The sequence below is a fragment of the Arthrobacter sp. ISL-69 genome, assembly GCF_018613775.1.
GTDB lineage: Bacteria > Actinomycetota > Actinomycetes > Actinomycetales > Micrococcaceae > Arthrobacter.
In genome coordinates this window covers 115,420-130,599 of sequence record NZ_JAGGPO010000021.1, presented here as the reverse complement: position 1 = coordinate 130,599, position 15,180 = coordinate 115,420, and the positions used below count along the sequence as shown (strand labels likewise).

10 protein-coding genes are annotated in these 15,180 nt (G+C 67.2%); 3 read left to right on the top strand and 7 right to left on the bottom strand.

Annotated features, from left to right (window positions below):
• Positions 1-2: 2 nt before the first annotated feature.
• The 3 genes from cydD to J7I79_RS16255 are packed head-to-tail and all read right to left on the bottom strand — an operon-like array spanning position 3 to position 6,335.
• Entirely contained in the window at positions 3-3,659 is a 3,657-nt protein-coding gene (gene cydD, locus J7I79_RS16265) for a thiol reductant ABC exporter subunit CydD (protein ID WP_214954916.1), read from the bottom strand.
• Positions 3,660-3,665: 6 nt separating this feature from the next.
• Entirely contained in the window at positions 3,666-4,715 is a 1,050-nt protein-coding gene (gene cydB, locus J7I79_RS16260) for a cytochrome d ubiquinol oxidase subunit II (protein WP_214954914.1), read from the bottom strand.
• Between the two features lie 18 nt (positions 4,716-4,733).
• Positions 4,734-6,335 (bottom strand): cytochrome ubiquinol oxidase subunit I, encoded by a 1,602-nt coding sequence (locus J7I79_RS16255; RefSeq protein WP_214954913.1) that lies wholly within the window; start codon positions 6,333-6,335, stop codon positions 4,734-4,736.
• 275 nt (positions 6,336-6,610) lie between these two features.
• On the opposite strand from J7I79_RS16255, the gene J7I79_RS16250 reads away from it, so the two are divergent.
• The gene (locus J7I79_RS16250) at positions 6,611-6,997 is read left to right on the top strand and encodes a BlaI/MecI/CopY family transcriptional regulator (RefSeq protein WP_104174966.1); all 387 of its coding nucleotides are present in this window, start codon (positions 6,611-6,613) and stop codon (positions 6,995-6,997) included.
• Between the two features lie 6 nt (positions 6,998-7,003).
• Complete coding sequence (locus tag J7I79_RS16245) at positions 7,004-8,020, top strand: M56 family metallopeptidase (protein ID WP_214954911.1); 1,017 nt, start codon at positions 7,004-7,006, stop codon at positions 8,018-8,020.
• Positions 8,021-8,076: 56 nt separating this feature from the next.
• On the opposite strand, the gene J7I79_RS16240 is transcribed toward J7I79_RS16245, so the two are convergent.
• Entirely contained in the window at positions 8,077-10,185 is a 2,109-nt protein-coding gene (locus J7I79_RS16240) for a type IIA DNA topoisomerase subunit B (protein ID WP_214954909.1), read from the bottom strand.
• A gap of 257 nt (positions 10,186-10,442) precedes the next feature.
• On the opposite strand from J7I79_RS16240, the gene J7I79_RS16235 reads away from it, so the two are divergent.
• Positions 10,443-10,664 (top strand): hypothetical protein, encoded by a 222-nt coding sequence (locus tag J7I79_RS16235; RefSeq protein WP_104174969.1) that lies wholly within the window; start codon positions 10,443-10,445, stop codon positions 10,662-10,664.
• A 174-nt stretch (positions 10,665-10,838) separates the two neighbouring features.
• Here J7I79_RS16235 and J7I79_RS16230 read toward each other — a convergent pair whose 3' ends face one another.
• From J7I79_RS16230 to J7I79_RS16220, 3 genes are all read right to left on the bottom strand, one after another.
• Positions 10,839-12,158, bottom strand: coding sequence for an RNA polymerase sigma factor (locus J7I79_RS16230; protein WP_214954907.1), 1,320 nt, complete (start codon positions 12,156-12,158; stop codon positions 10,839-10,841).
• 307 nt (positions 12,159-12,465) lie between these two features.
• Entirely contained in the window at positions 12,466-13,749 is a 1,284-nt protein-coding gene (locus J7I79_RS16225) for a DUF4192 family protein (protein WP_214954905.1), read from the bottom strand.
• A gap of 70 nt (positions 13,750-13,819) precedes the next feature.
• Complete coding sequence (locus J7I79_RS16220) at positions 13,820-15,151, bottom strand: nitrate/nitrite transporter (RefSeq protein WP_214954903.1); 1,332 nt, start codon at positions 15,149-15,151, stop codon at positions 13,820-13,822.
• Positions 15,152-15,180 lie beyond the last annotated feature (29 nt).

Here is a 15,180-nt window from a genome sequence, read left to right as displayed (position 1 = left end):
GGCTAGCTGCCGGCCCCGCCCCGCGCCAGAACCGGCCCCGTGACCGTGACGGGCGCGCCGTCGTCCTCCCTGGAAGCTGGAGCCCTGCCCGTACCGGGGCCGCCCATACCGTCCACTGTATTCAGCCCTGCGTGGGACCCTGCGTCGAGGTCCAGCCGGCGGTCCGCCGCGTCGATGTCGTCCGGGTTGTGCGTCACCAGCACGACAGTCCGTCCGGTGAGGCCCCTGCGAAGGTCGGCCAGCATTGCCCTGCCCGCCCCGGCGTCAAGGTGCGCGGTAGGTTCGTCCAGCAGGATCACGTCGGCGCCGGTCATGAGCGTCCTCGCAACCGCGAGCCGTTGCCGTTCCCCGCCGCTCAGGAACGCGCCGGCGGGTCCGATCCGCGTGTCCGCGCCGTCAGCCAGCCGGTGCAGCAGCGGTTCCAGTCCGACGGCGGCCAGGGCGTCCGCCATTTCCCGTTCCGCGTCGCCGGCCTTGCCCTCGGGCCGGCCGAGCATGAGGTTCCCGCGGATGGTGGAATCAAAAAGGTGCGCCTCCTGGGGGCACCACGCCGCGCGCCCGCTGACGGCGAGCCGTCCGGAGTGCGGCGGCAGGAACCCGAGCATCACGGCCAGCAGGGTGGATTTCCCCGACCCTGAAGCTCCTGTCACGGCCAGCCAGCGGCCTGGTTCCGCCGTTGCGGAGACCCCCGTGAAGACTTCCGGCCCGGCGGGCCAGGCGGCGGACAAAGCCTCTAGCTCGATCCCGGGCCGCGCATCCGGACGATGCGCCACGGGCTCCAGTCCCCCGGAGTCCACGGCGCCGGCGGGCACGGCGTCGGAATCGGTTGTGCCAGGGCCCCGGGCCCCGGCGGCGTCCAGCACACCGGCTTCGCCGACCCGGTCCAGGACCATGCGGAGCGCAGGGTACTGTCGGACCGCTGTTGTCATGGCGGCATACGGTTCCACGAGCGCCAGTTGCAGGAGAACCACGACGGCGGCCGTGGCCGCGTCTACGGAGCCGGCCAGCACCTGGGGTCCGGCCAGCACAGCGCTGGCGAGGGCGGCGGCACCGCAGGCCAGGACGGTGACGGCCTGGCCCAGCCCTTCGGCCCATGCTGACCGCCGGGTGGCGGCCGTTGCCGCCTTGTCTGCGTCTCCGATGGCGGAGAGCACCGGTGCCGCGACACCGTTGGCGTGCAGTTCGGCCCGGGCATCCAGGGCAGCGGCGACGTCACGCAGTACCCCTGAGCGGAGCCGTTGTTCGGCCTGGGCCGACTTCCTGTCCGCCAGCAGGGCGGCCGCCGGCGCGGCGACCAGTGACACCAGCGCCGCGGCGATGACGGCCGGCAGCGCTGCAGGCAGCAGTAGGCCGGTGGCAGCCACCGCTGCCGCGCCCACGGCCACGGCGGTGACCGGCGGCAGGACCACCCGGGGCAGCAGGTCCCGGACCGTGTCGACGTCGTCAATCACCGTTCCCAGGACGTCACCGCCCTGCAGGAGCCGGCGCAGCGACAGCGCCCGCCGGCTCAGCGAATCCCACAACCGCCCCCGCAGCCGGGTCAGCGACGCGAAGACGGCGTCATGCAGCAGGAGCCGCTCGGTATAGCGCAGGACGGCCCTGCCGATGCCGAAGAACCGCACGCCCACGATTGCCGTGAGCAAGTAGAGAATGGGCGGCTGCCCGGCGGCCCGGATGATCAGCCAGCCGGACAGTCCGGCCAGCGCAACGGCGAACAGCGCGGCCAGCACACCCACCACGCCGGCGAGGCCAAATTTGACGGACTGCGGCCGCAGCAGCCGGACGATCCGGGCCGGTGTGTTGCCGCCGGTCGGCGGCGGTACAGTGCTGCTGCCCTGCACCGGGGCGGAACCGGGCGTGCGGGTCCGGTCCGCTTCCACGGGATGTTCCGCGGCCGCACCGACGACCGGGACCGCCACTATCGCCGTGTCCGTTGCCGGGATCGCCGGGTCCGTTGCCGGGCGTACTGCGGCGCGCCCGGCCGTGGTGGCGCCGGGGGCCACCGCCACGATATGGTCCGCGAGCTCCCGGGTTAGCCGGTCGTGGGCCACCAGCAGGACGGTGGCCCGGCCGCGCAGCGTGCGGATGGCGCTGTCGACCAGATTGGCGGAGCTGCGGTCCAGGTGTGCGGTGGGCTCGTCCAGCAGGAGGAGCGTGGCGCCGGCTTCAATCCGGGCCAGGCCCCGCGCGAGGGCCACCCTGCGGAGCTCCCCCGGGCTCAGCTCGGCGGGATGCTTGGCGGCCAGGTGCCCGGCACCGGCCGCCTCGAGGCAGCGCAGCGCGGTATCACCGGCAACAGTGCCAGTGCCGACGGTGTCGGTGGCACCGGTATCCCTGGCGTTCCCTGCTTTGGCATTCCCGGCACCCTCCAAGTAGAGCCGCACTTCGGCCAGGACGCTGGTCTCCACCATGACCGGATGCTGCGGCACCCAGGCGACGTCCGAGGGCGCGAACCCGGCAATGCGGCCGCTCACGGCCGTACCGCCGCCCGCGCCCACGATGCCGGCCAGGACGCCGAGTATGGTGCTCTTCCCTGCACCGCTGGCGCCGTCGAGGGCGGTGATCCGTCCCGCGGGCGCGTCGAAGCTGAGCGGCCCGACGGCTGGGTCCAGGCGTCCGCCGTACGCAACCGTGAGGTCACGGACAGTTACCGCCGGAAGGTCCCCGCCGCCGTCGGACGCCCTCTCCCCGGCCCCGAAGCTGTTTTGGGGCTGCAACGGGGCGGCTTCCGGTGCGTCCATCACAGCGGTGACCTCGGCAAGGGCGGCGCGTCCGTCGTCGCTGGCGTGATGGGCAGTGCCCAGTTCGCGCAGCGGCAGGTAGCAGTCGGGGGCAAGGATCAGGGCCAGCAGCCCGGCTTCGAGGGCCATGTCGCCATGTACCAGGCGCACGCCGATGAAGACTGCCACCACCGCCACCGAGATCGTCGCGATGAGTTCCAGGGCGAGGGCGGAGAGGAAGGCCGTCCGGAGCGTGTCCATGGTCCGGGACCGGTATTGCTCCGAAATGTCCTCGAGTGCCTTGCGCTGGGCGGTGGCCCGGCCAAGGCCCACCAGCACGGGAAGCCCCTTGGCCAATTCCAGCATGTGGCCCGAGAGCCGGGCCAGGGCGGATTGCGCCGCCCGGACCCGGTCTTCGGTGTAGCGGCCGATCAGGACCATAAAGACCGGCACCAGCGGCACCGTCAGGACGATCACCACCGCACTGACCCAGTCGGCGAACAGGATGCGGGCCCCCAGCAGGAGCGGGATCGCGGCACAGTTCACGAGGGCGGGCAGGAACTGCGTGTAGTAGCTGTCCAGGGCGTCCAGGCCCCTCGTTGCCAGGATGGCCAGGCCGCCGTCGGCCGGACCCGCGGCCCGCGTGCCGTTCCGCAGGGCGCGTTCCAGCAGCGCCGCGCGCAGTTCCTCCTTGACCCCGAGCGCCGCGCGGCGTGAAGCGACCCCCTGGGCCCACACGGTCAGCGACCGGAGCACCACGCCGGCGAGTCCCCAGCCCAGCTGGTCTGCCCAGGCCGGGCTCTGGGAGACCAGCCCGGCCAGGACGGATGCCACCGCCTGTGCCATGAGGACCAGCGACAGCGCCTTGAGCGCTGCGAGCAGGCCCAGCCAATAAAGCGCGGACCGGTTGGCGGGGCCGGCGGGGAACTGCGGTCTCATGTGGTCCTAGTCCTTGGGTGCCAGGGCCCTGGCGGCGATGGCGGGCAGGAAGCTGTGGGCTTCCGGAATGTGCGCAGCGCTGACGCGGCGGCGGAACACCCAGTATGTCCAGGCCTGGTAGGCCAGGACCAGCGGCAGTCCCACGCAGGCCACGATGCTCATGAGCCCCAGGGTGTAGTCGGAGGATGAGGCATTGGAAATCGTCAGGTTGAAGTCGGCGCTGATGGTGGAGGGAAGCACCACCGGGAAGGCCGCACCGAAAATCGAGGCGCTGCCGAGGAGCAGGAACGCGCCGAGGGACAGGAACGCCCTCCCCTCCAGCCCGTTCCTGCCGAAGTGCCAGGCGAAGGCCGCAGCCACCACGGCCGCGGCTACTGCTGCGATGGTCCAGGCCTCGCCGCTGAGAAGCTGGACGCAGATGGCCCAGCCGGCGATGGGCAGCAGCAGCACCGGCAGGAGCCGGACAAACCAGCGGCGGGCGCGGTGCCGGATATCGCCGTCAGTTTTCAGGGCCAGGAACGCCAGCGCGTGCAGCAGGGAGAAGCACACCACGGCAAGGCCGCCCAGGACGGCGTAGCCGCTGAACCAGGCAAACGGTCCGCCCTCGCGGTCACCGTTGGCGTTGAGCGGAAGCCCGGTGGTGGTCAGGGCAAGCGCTGCGCCGACGCCGAAAGCAGCCACGAGGGATCCGGCGGCGATGGCCCAGTCCCACACCGCCCGCCAGCGATCCGTGTCCACCTTGCCGCGGTATTCAAAGGCCACGGCACGGAAAATGAGCGCCACCAGGACCAGCAGCAGGGGAAGGTACAGGGCGGAGAACAGGGAGGCGTACCAGAGCGGGAAGGCGGCGAACGTTGCCCCGCCGGCGGTCAGCAGCCAGACCTCGTTGCCGTCCCAGACGGGTCCGATTGTATTGAGCAGGACGCGGCGTTCGGTGTTGTTCCGGGCGAAGAGCTTCATCAGCATGCCGACGCCGAGGTCGAATCCTTCGAGAAAGAGGTATCCCGTCCACAGCACCGCGATGGCGATGAACCAGATGGTGGGCAGCAGTTCCATTGTCGAATTCCTCTGCTCTTAGTAGGCGAATGCCAGGACGTCGTCGGAGTCACCGGGTTTGCCGGTGCCGCCGGGGCCCGGTGTGGCGTCTTCGTTTTCGTCCGCCGGTGCGTGCGCCAGTTCCGGCATGGCGGAAACGACGCCGCCGCGTATGTACTTCACCAGCAGCTTCACCTCCACCACCAGGAGCACGGCGTAGACGGCCGTCAGCACCACCAGCGATGTGAGGAGTTCTCCCGCAGAGACACCAGGCGAGACGGCGGCGGCCGTGAACATGAACACCTGGTCGATGCCGCTCGGGTCGGGGTTGGGTGCCACGACGAACGGCTGGCGGCCCATTTCGGTGAAGATCCAGCCGGCAGCGTTGGCTCCGAACGGGGCCAGGATACCGACGACGGCGAGCCGCATCAGTCCGCGGGACGCCGGCACGGTGCCCTTGCGGGTCGCCCAGAGCGCCACGAGGGCCGCGAGGGCTGCCAGGCCGCCGAACCCGATCATCATCCGGAAGCCCCAGTAGGTCACTTCCATGACCGGAACGTACTCGATTTCCTGCCCGGCACGGTCTCCGTAGATGGGGTTGTCCGGGAGGTGGGTACCATAGTCGGCCTTGTACTGGTCCAGCAGGCTGTTGACGCCCTTCACCTCGGTGGTGAAGTCGCCCTTGGCGAGGAAGGACAGGATCCCGGGCACTTCGATGACCGCCACGATGTCGTCGCAGTTCTTCGAACCGACGTTGCCGACGCTGAGGACCGAGAAGCCGGTGCCGTCGTGGCAGGCTGCTTCCGCCGCGGCCATCTTCATGGGCTGCTGTTCAAACATCAGTTTGCCCTGCAGGTCACCGGTGAGCGCGGTTCCTGCAAAGGAAATCATGGCGACGACGGCGCCGATCCGCAGCGAGGTGATCCAAACTTTGTAGTCAGCCTTGTCCCGGCCTGGGATGTCCGCTTCGCCGGGAATGACCTTGCCGTCGGATCCCACGGTGTCGATGCCGTCATGGCGGCGGCGCCACAGGTGGTACCAGGCAATGCCCAGCAGGAAGCCGCCGGCGACTGCCAGGGCGCCGAAGAGGGTGTGCGGTACTGCCACCAAGGCGGTGTTGTTCGTGAAGACGGCCCAGGCATCTGTCATGACCGGCCGCCCGTTGACCATTTCCACACCGACGGGATGCTGCATCCAACTGTTGGCCACGATGATGAAGTAGGCGGAGAACACTGAGCCGATCACGGCAATCCAGAGGCAGGCCAGGTGAACGCCCCGCCTGAGCTGTTTCCAGCCGAAGATCCACAGGCCCAGGAATGTGGACTCCACGAAGAAGGCCAGGAGTGCCTCGAGCGCCAGCGGCGCCCCGAACACGTCGCCCACGAAGCGGCTGTACTCGCTCCAGGCCATTCCGAACTGGAACTCCTGCACGATGCCGGTGGCAACGCCCATGATGAAGTTGATCAGGAACAGCTTCCCCCAGAACTTGGTCATGCGCAGGTATTCCGGCTTGCCGGTGCGGTACCAGACTGTCTGGATGACTGCCACCACGAGGCCCAGCCCGATGGTCAGCGGCACCATCATGAAGTGGTAGACGGTGGTGATTCCGAATTGCCAGCGTGCGATTTCCAAAGCGTCCAAGGCAGTCCCTACTTTTGGCTAGGCTCTCAACAGTCCAAGTCTTTCTACGCAACGTAGAACATCAACTTCTACAGAGTGTAGAACACTTTCGGCGTGCAGTGTAAACAACAGTTCCATTGGCCGGAGCCGGTGGCAAGGGCGCGACGCGCCGATTGTTCTACCTCATGTAGAAAGAAAATCCAAAAGGAGGTAAATTTAGAACTTAAGTATTCGATCAACGCTCCGCGACGGCCGTTCCGGTCCCGCGGATCGGACCTTTGAGAAGGATGTACGGCATGGCAACTCTTGGTGAACTGGAACGGGCAGTGATGGACTTGCTCTGGGCAGGCCAGGAAGCGGCCACTGCCAACACCCTCAGGGACCTCTTGGCGCTGAGCACGCAGGCCCAGGGCGGCACGGCCGGCCACGAGGGCAAGGACCTCGCGGTGACCACCGTCCTGACCGTGCTTTCACGCCTGGAGAAGAAGGGGCTCGTGGAGCGCGAACGCGGCATGCGCCCCCACCGGTACCAGGCGGTATCCAGCCGGGCGGACCACACGGCCGAACTCATGCATGAAGTGCTGGGCTCCGCGCCGGACCGCGAAGCCGTGCTCGCCCGCTTTATTGGCTCCGTCACCGAAAGTGAAGCCGAAACGCTGCGCAAATTGCTTGGCCACAGCTAACAGCGCATGTTCTGGACCTCATATTTTCTGGCGGTCCTGGCGATAGTCCTGGCGTGGCCGGTGCCTATCCTCCTTTCGCGCGCCCAATGGCCGGCGCGGTCACCCTTTACGGCCATGGTGCTGTGGCAGGCAATCGCCCTCGCCGGCGGCCTGTCCATGATCGGTGCCATGCTGGCCTACGGCCTCGAACCGATCGGCGACAACCTGCTGGCCGGGCTGCGCGGACTGGCCGGCATGGTCCTGTTCAACGCACCCACCACGGCGCTGGGTTTCTGGCACCTTTTCGCGTTGTCGGCCGCGGCACTCCTGACAGCACATCTCGTCTTTACCCTGCTGCTGACTTACTACCGGATCGAACGGCAGCGCCGACGCCACCGGGAACTCCTGGCCCTTTTGGCGTCACCGTCCAATGACGGGCCGGGTACGGTGGTCATCAACCATGATTCCCCCGTGGCCTATTGCCTGCCCGGCGGTGCACGGTCGGTAACGGTACTGAGCGACGGCCTGATGGCAGCCCTGGAACCGGCGGAACTGCGGGCGGTGCTCATCCACGAAAACGCCCACCTGAGCCAGCGCCACCACCTTCTGTTGTGGGCTTTCGCGGCATGGCGGCAGGCCCTCCCCTGGCTTCCCACCACGCGCCTCGCCCAGGAAGCGGTCAACTCACTCATCGAGATGCTGGCCGACGACGTCGCCCTCAAGACCGAAAGCAAGTCCACGCTGATCAAGGCCATTGCAATTGTTGCCAGCGGACCGTCCGGGTCGGCGGGCAACCGCGCGGTGCTCGACGGCGCGCTTCCCCTGGTGACAGAAGGAATTGTCACCGACGGAATTGCCGACGGCGGCATCTCGGGCGCGTCCGGCGGCGCGGGTTCGGCCCGGACCACTGCCTCGAGGGTCAGCCGGCTCCTGTCCCCCAAGGAACCGCTGCCGGCCTCGTTGAGGGCCGTGGTTTTGGCCGGTTGCCTGCTGCTGCTGGCCGTCCCCACCGCACTGCTGATTGTCCCGGGGCTCCTCGGCTAGAAGGGCGGGTAGCCGGGCAACCGCCACCGGGCAGCCGGCGCCGGGCGCCGCCCGGCTCAGGCGTCGATCCGCTCCCTGTCCAAGCCCGCCGCGCCGGCGATGATGAAGTCCTTGCGCGGTGCGACATCGGAACCCATCAGCAGGTCGAAGGTTTCCTCTGCGTGCTTGGCGTTTTCGATGCCCACTTTGCGCAGCGTCCGGTGGCGCGGGTCCATGGTGGTCTCCGCGAGCTGCTCGGCGTCCATTTCACCGAGGCCCTTGTAGCGCTGGATGGGCTCCTTGTAGCGCTTGCCCTCCTTGGCCAGCCGGGCCAGGAGGACGTGGAGTTCGGCTTCGGAGTAGGTGTAGATCATTTCGTTGGCCTTCTGCCCGGCGTTGATGACCTCCACCCGGTGCAGCGGAGGGACGGCGGCGAACACGCGGCCCTCATCGATCATGGGGCGCATGTAGCGGAAGAAGAGCGTGAGCAGCAGCGTGCGGATATGAGCGCCGTCAACGTCGGCATCCGTCATGAGGATCACCTTGCCGTAACGTGCCGCCGCGATGTCGAAGCTGCGGCCGGACCCCGCGCCCACCACCTGGATGAGCGCCGCGCATTCGGCGTTGGAGAGCATGTCCCCCACCGAGGCCTTCTGGACGTTGAGGATCTTGCCGCGGATCGGCAGCAGTGCCTGGAAGTCCGAGGAGCGCGCGAGCTTGGCGGTGCCCAGCGCGGAATCGCCCTCCACGATGAACAGTTCCGAGCGGGCCACGTCATCGGTGCGGCAATCCGCGAGCTTGGTGGGCATGGAGGATGTCTCCAGCGCGTTCTTCCGCCGCTGCGTCTCCTTGTGCACCCGCGCCGATATGCGGGACTTCATCTCGCTGACGATTTTTTCCAGCAGCAGCGCTGACTGGGCCTTGTCATTGCGGTTGGCGGAGCTCAGTTTGGCGTTGATCTCCTTTTCCACCACGCGCGCCACGATGGCCCGGACCGCGGACGTGCCGAGGATCTCCTTGGTCTGTCCTTCGAACTGCGGCTCGGCCAGGCGCACCGTCAGCACCGCTGTCAGTCCCGCGAAGATGTCGTCCTTTTCGATTTTGTCGTTGCCGGCCTTGAGCTTGCGGGCATTGGTTTCCACGGCCTTGCGGAAGGTCTTGACCAGGGCCTGCTCAAAGCCTGACTGGTGGGTTCCGCCCTTGGGAGTGGAGATGATGTTGACGAAGCTGCGCACCGTGCTGTCGTATCCGATGCCCCAGCGGAGGGCGACGTCCACTTCACAGTCGCGCTCCACTTCGGTCAGCTGGCTGTGGCCACGCTCGTCCAGCACCGGAACGGTTTCCTTGAACTTGCCCGAGCCGTGCAGCCGCCAGGTGTCAGTGACCGCAGGATCCGCGGCGAGGAAGTCCACGAACTCGGAGATCCCGCCGTCGTGGTGGAAGATCTCTTCGTGGCCGCCGAGCTCGCCGGGCGTGCCCGGGAGCTTGCGTTGATCGCGGACCGTCAGCTTCAGGCCCGGGATCAAGAAGGACGTCTGCCGCGCCCGTGCCGCCAGTTCGTCATACGAGAATTTGGCGTCCGGGGTGAAGATCTGGCGGTCGGCCCAGTAGCGGATCCGGGTGCCGGTGACGCCGCGCTTAGCCTTGCCAACGATGTCTAGGACGGAGTCATTAACGAATGGTTCGAACGCCGACGCCGGATCGGACTTGGTCCCCGGGTCTTTGAACCGGCCGGGCTCGCCGCGCCGGAAGGACATCTTGTACGTCTTGCCGCCGCGGTCCACTTCCACGTCCAGCCGGGACGACAGCGCGTTGACCACTGAAGCGCCGACACCGTGCAGGCCGCCGGAGGCCGTGTAGGAGCCGCCGCCAAACTTACCGCCTGCATGCAGCTTGGTGAAGACCACTTCGACGCCCGTGAGCCCGGTCTTGGGCTCCATGTCCACGGGGATGCCGCGGCCGTCGTCGTGGATTTCCACGGAGTTGTCGGCGTGCAGGATGATCTTGATGTCATGGCCGAAACCGGCCAAAGCCTCGTCGACGGAGTTGTCGATGATCTCCCAGAGGCAGTGCATCAGGCCGCGGGAGTCGGTGGAACCGATGTACATGCCCGGGCGCTTGCGGACGGCCTCGAGGCCTTCCAGTACAGACAGGTGCCGGGCGGTGTAATCAGAACTTGGTGCCACGGGTTGTGAACTCCTTCAGTGACGGAACAGCTATGGCTTTTGACGCTCTTCCTAGGTTAGTCGGCCTTGCCCCGGCGTCCCGCCTGCCACACCTGCCGACGGGTGCGGACGGGCTCACCCGTTACCTTTTGGTAACCGAATTTGCAGGCCTTGATCAATTCTTGCGGATACGCGTACAGCGAACTTGCCCCATCCTTGCGATGGAATTGCTACGAATGCTGGTTACATAGAGGTACAGATCTACTAAGGAGGCCGACATGACAACAGCAGTGGCAGACCGCACACTCAATGCACTGGACCGGTGCGATCGTTGCGGAGCTCAGGCATATGTCCGGGTTGTACTCGAGTCCTCCGGCGGTGAGCTGCTCTTCTGCGGCCACCACGCCCGTGCGATCGAGGCAACGCTCAAGCCGTTGAGCTCTGACTGGCACGATGAGACGGGCCGGCTTCACGAGAAGCCGACGGTTTCGGTGGACTAGGCAACTCGCTGACTCAAACAGGGCTCCTCCGCTTCGGAGGGGCCCTGTTTCTTTGCCCTTTTCGTTTACCCGGCGCTCCGCACATGGGACGCTCCACACATGGGAAAGGCCCCGCCGCCGGCGGGGCCTTTCCCATGATTCGATCCGGAACGGCCGGTTGAGGCCGGGCCTTATTTAGTCCAGGTAGTCGCGCAGGACCTGGGACCGGGACGGGTGCCGCAGCTTGGACATCGTCTTCGATTCGATCTGGCGGATCCGCTCGCGCGTCACTCCGTAGACCTTGCCGATTTCGTCTAAAGTCTTCGGCTGTCCGTCGGTGAGGCCGAACCGCATGGCGACGACGCCGGCTTCGCGTTCGGACAAGGTGTCCAGCACCGAGTGCAGCTGCTCCTGCAGCAAGGTGAAGCTGACAGCGTCGGCGGGAACGACGGCCTCGGAGTCCTCGATGAGGTCACCGAACTCGGAATCGCCGTCCTCACCAAGGGGAGTGTGCAGCGAGATGGGCTCGCGGCCGTACTTCTGGACTTCAACAACCTTCTCAGGGGTCATGTCGAGTTCGAGGGCCAGCTCCTCAGGTGTAGGTTCGCGCCCAAGGTCCTGCAGCATCTGGCGCTGGACACGCGCCAGCTTGTTGATGACTTCCACCATATGCACCGGGATGCGGATGGTGCGGGCCTGGTCTGCCATGGCGCGGGTGATGGCCTGGCGGATCCACCAGGTGGCGTAGGTGGAGAACTTGAAGCCCTTGGTGTAGTCGAACTTCTCGACCGCACGGATCAGGCCCAGGTTGCCTTCCTGGATCAGGTCAAGGAACAGCATGCCGCGGCCGGTGTAGCGCTTGGCCAGCGAAACGACGAGACGGAGGTTGGCCTCCAGCAGGTGGTTCTTGGCACGCTTGCCGTCGTGGATGACGAATTCGAGCTCGCGCTTGAGCTTCGGATCCATGGAGCCGTCGTCAGCCGCGATTTTCTCCTCGGCGAACAGGCCCGCCTCAATGCGGAGGGCAAGGTCCACTTCCTGCTCTGCGTTAAGCAGGGCAACCTTGCCGATCTGCTTCAGGTAGTCCTTGACGGGGTCGGCTGTGGCGCCGGCGGACATGACCTGCTGCACCGGGGCGTCGTCGTCATCGGCGTCGGAGTATACGAATCCTGAGCCCGTGGTTGCGGCGCCGGTCTTGCTGGCGGCCTCTTCCTCGGTCAGCTCGGACGGATCCGGAGTTACGTCGTCGAGATCCTCATCCGGCTCGTCCTCTGAATCGTCGTCGTCCGACGTGCGGGACTTGCCGGCAGCTTCAGCTGCGGCCTTGGCGCCGGGCTTGGGTCCGCGCTTCTTGGGCTCGGGCTTTGCCGGGGCGCTGCCGTCGGCGGAAGCATCTTTGACAGCCTTATTGGCTGCACGCGTGGCGGCACGCTTGGCGCTCGTCGCCGCCTTCTTCTCCTCAGGGGACAATTCGGCCTGGTCGGCGGGTTCCTTCTTCGCGGAAGACGGGGTCACAGAAAACCTTTCTAGCGGCGGTCTGTGGAATCACCATACGGGCAACACCACTATGACCCTGTCAAGTCCGTGATTCACATCAGGTGCGATCGCGGCCAGCAGAGCCATTAAGTAGAACTGCCGGAGCGGCCGTAATGTTCCCGTTTCCGGGCACCACTACATGCACTTGATTCACGGACCCAACCGGGTCTCGGCATCCATTGTCTCACGGTTTTCCCAATCGCTGCCTCAGGGCGGTGCGCTGGCCGGAATGTTTCGGCCGGACGGCCCGCTTCCCGCCCGGCCGCGCGCCGGAGTCCGGCGGTCCCTAGGCCGCATCCGGTTCGAACTTCTGCCAGGCCGCGTCACGGCGCCCGGCCCAGCCGCACAGCGTCCCGCGGCTGACCAGTTCCGCGAGGAGCTCAGCCAGCCGGTAACCGGGATGCGCACCGACGGCCTGATCCAACAGCGCGTGCGCGAACGAGCCCCTGCCGCGGCACCACTCGATCCAGCCCCGTCCCGTCAGCGATGCCGCGCCGCCCTCTCCCCCGCCGGCCGCACCGAGCTGCAGCAACACACCCTCCAGGGCCCTCATCCGGTCCCAGCGGGGCGACCGCGGGGCCAGCCCCAGCAGCACATCCCCGTACGCGGGAACAGGGCAGGCAGCATCGTCCGCCGGACCGGCCGGCGGCAGCCGCTCCAGTGGCGGTCCCTCCGGCAGCTTCCGCCCAGGCGGTTCAAATGGCGGCGGGACTACGTGCTTGCCGGCGTCGGGATCGAACATCCCGAAGTCCTCGGCTCCCTGCTCCGCTGCCTGCCGGCCTGCCGCACTCATCACCAGCACGGCGTCCCGCCAATGGGGGATGCACAGGGAAGCCCGCAGATATCCGGCCAGCTCGGCCGGGAGGCCTGTTTCCGCATTTGCGGCCAGCACGCGCTCCCAGGCGTCCAGAATGGTCGCGAATTGGGAGCGGCTCCCCCGGCGCGCAGCAAACTCCCCGGCCCAACGTTGTTCGGCGTCCAGCACGGACAGGTCGGCGGCTGCGTCCGCGGGCAGGACACCCGCTGCACCTGCAGGATCCTCGCCCACGCTGCTGCCGCGTAACACCATCTCGGCGTTGAGCCGGCTGTCCCTGATCTCATCCACGGAACGGCCCGGAAACGGACAGCAGGACGGATCAAGGCAGTACGCGTTCCGCCAGAAGGCCTCGCCGACGTACCAGGCGTCACGGACCGGCCGGCCGGAGGATTCCAGTTCGACCTCGAGGGCGGCCAGCAGGCACCCCAGAGTCCCCTGCACCGGCGCACCGGCGGGGACATCCCGGGAATCAGGACCCGTACGGCCAGCCCATCCCTCGTCGCTGAAGAGCACCAGGAGGGTGCCGTCGGCGTCATGGTCCGCTTCCAGGTAGTCCCTGACCGTGCGCGAAAACCGCCTCAGCCCGGAATCGGAGTCGAGGCCTGGCAGGTCGACGCGGAGGGTGGCCCCCAGCCGTTTGCCCTGCATGGTCATGGCCACCAGGCTGTTGGCCGGCCAGTAGCCAAGGGAGTGCGGAATGAAGCCCAGGATGTCCTCGGGGCCGGTGATGGTCAGTCGTTCAGGAGGTGTCATGCATCCAGACTGGAACGGCGTGCCGCCCGCCGGCAGAGGGCACTTCGCTTATGTGGACAAAGGCAGGGACCTACTCCGTGCGACGGCGTTCCAGGTTGCGGCGGCGCTGCTGCGCGAGGGCTTTGAGCAGGGGCGGCACCACAACGCCCTGGGCGGCCATCTGGCGGCGGACCTTCCGGCGGGTGATGATGATCGCTCCCGCGCCGATGCCGATCAGCACGAACTGGACGCTCAGGGCAATCCGGAACGGATCGAGGCCGTACAGCTCACCGTGGGAGAAGCCGCTGGCGTGCAGGACGTCAAGCACAACGCCGACGAGGTAAATGGCCACCAGTGCCGCAATGAACCCGCCGACGTTGACGATTCCGGTGGCGGTTCCGATCCGGTGGGCCGGATTGAAGGTGCGGGCAAAGTCGAAGCCGATCATGGAGCCCGGCCCACCGATGGCCAGAACGACCACCAGCCCGGCGAGCATCCAGAGCGGCGAGCGGCCCGGCATCAGCAGCACGGCGGCCCAGGCCGCCGCGGTGGTGGCGGCAATCAGGAGCACCAAGGTGGAGCGCCGCAGCGGATGCCGGGAGACGAACCTGCCAATCAGCGGTCCTGCCGCGATGGCGGCGGCGACGTATATGGCCATCAGTCCGGACACGGTGCCTGTATCGAGGCCCTGCGCGGATATCAGGAACGGGTAGCCCCAGGTCATGGCAAACACCGTGCCGCTGAACTGGATGGTGAAGTGGCTCCACAGCCCCAGCCGCGTGCCCGGTTGCCGCCAGGCGCTGGAAAGGGAGATGCCGGTGGCCTTCAGCCCCTGGCCTGGTTCCGGGCGCGGGTGTCCGGGCGGCTGGTCCTTCAGCGCGGCCAGTACCAGGACAACGGCGAGCGCGGACATCGCCGCGAGGGTCAGGAACGCGGGGGTCCATCCGGCGGAGTGGAGGATCATCGCGAACGGGACCACGCTGAAGAGCTGCCCGAGCTGGCCCGACATTCCGGTCAGCTGCGTGATGAGCGGTACCCTGGCCGGGGCGAACCACAGGGGTATCAGCCGGATCACGGAAATGAACGTCATGGCGTCGCCGGCACCCACCAGTACGCGGCCGAGCACGCCGCCGGGAATGTTGTCCGCGAAGGCGAGCTGAAGCTGGCCAAGGCCCATCAGGACGGCTCCGCCGGCGATCATGGTCCGCGATCCCAGGCGGTCAACGAGCACCCCTACCGGGATCTGCAGGCCTGCGTAGACGAGGAGCTGCAGCACGGTGAAGAAGGAGATCTCCGCTGCGGTGGCGTGGAACCGTTCCGTCGCTTCGAGGCCCACGACGCCAAACGAGGTGCGCTGGCTGACGGCAACGAGGTACGCGAATATCCCGACGGTCCAGATGAGCCAGGCGCGGGGTGCAGTCACCTACCCTATTATGCCTGCGGCAGGAAAAA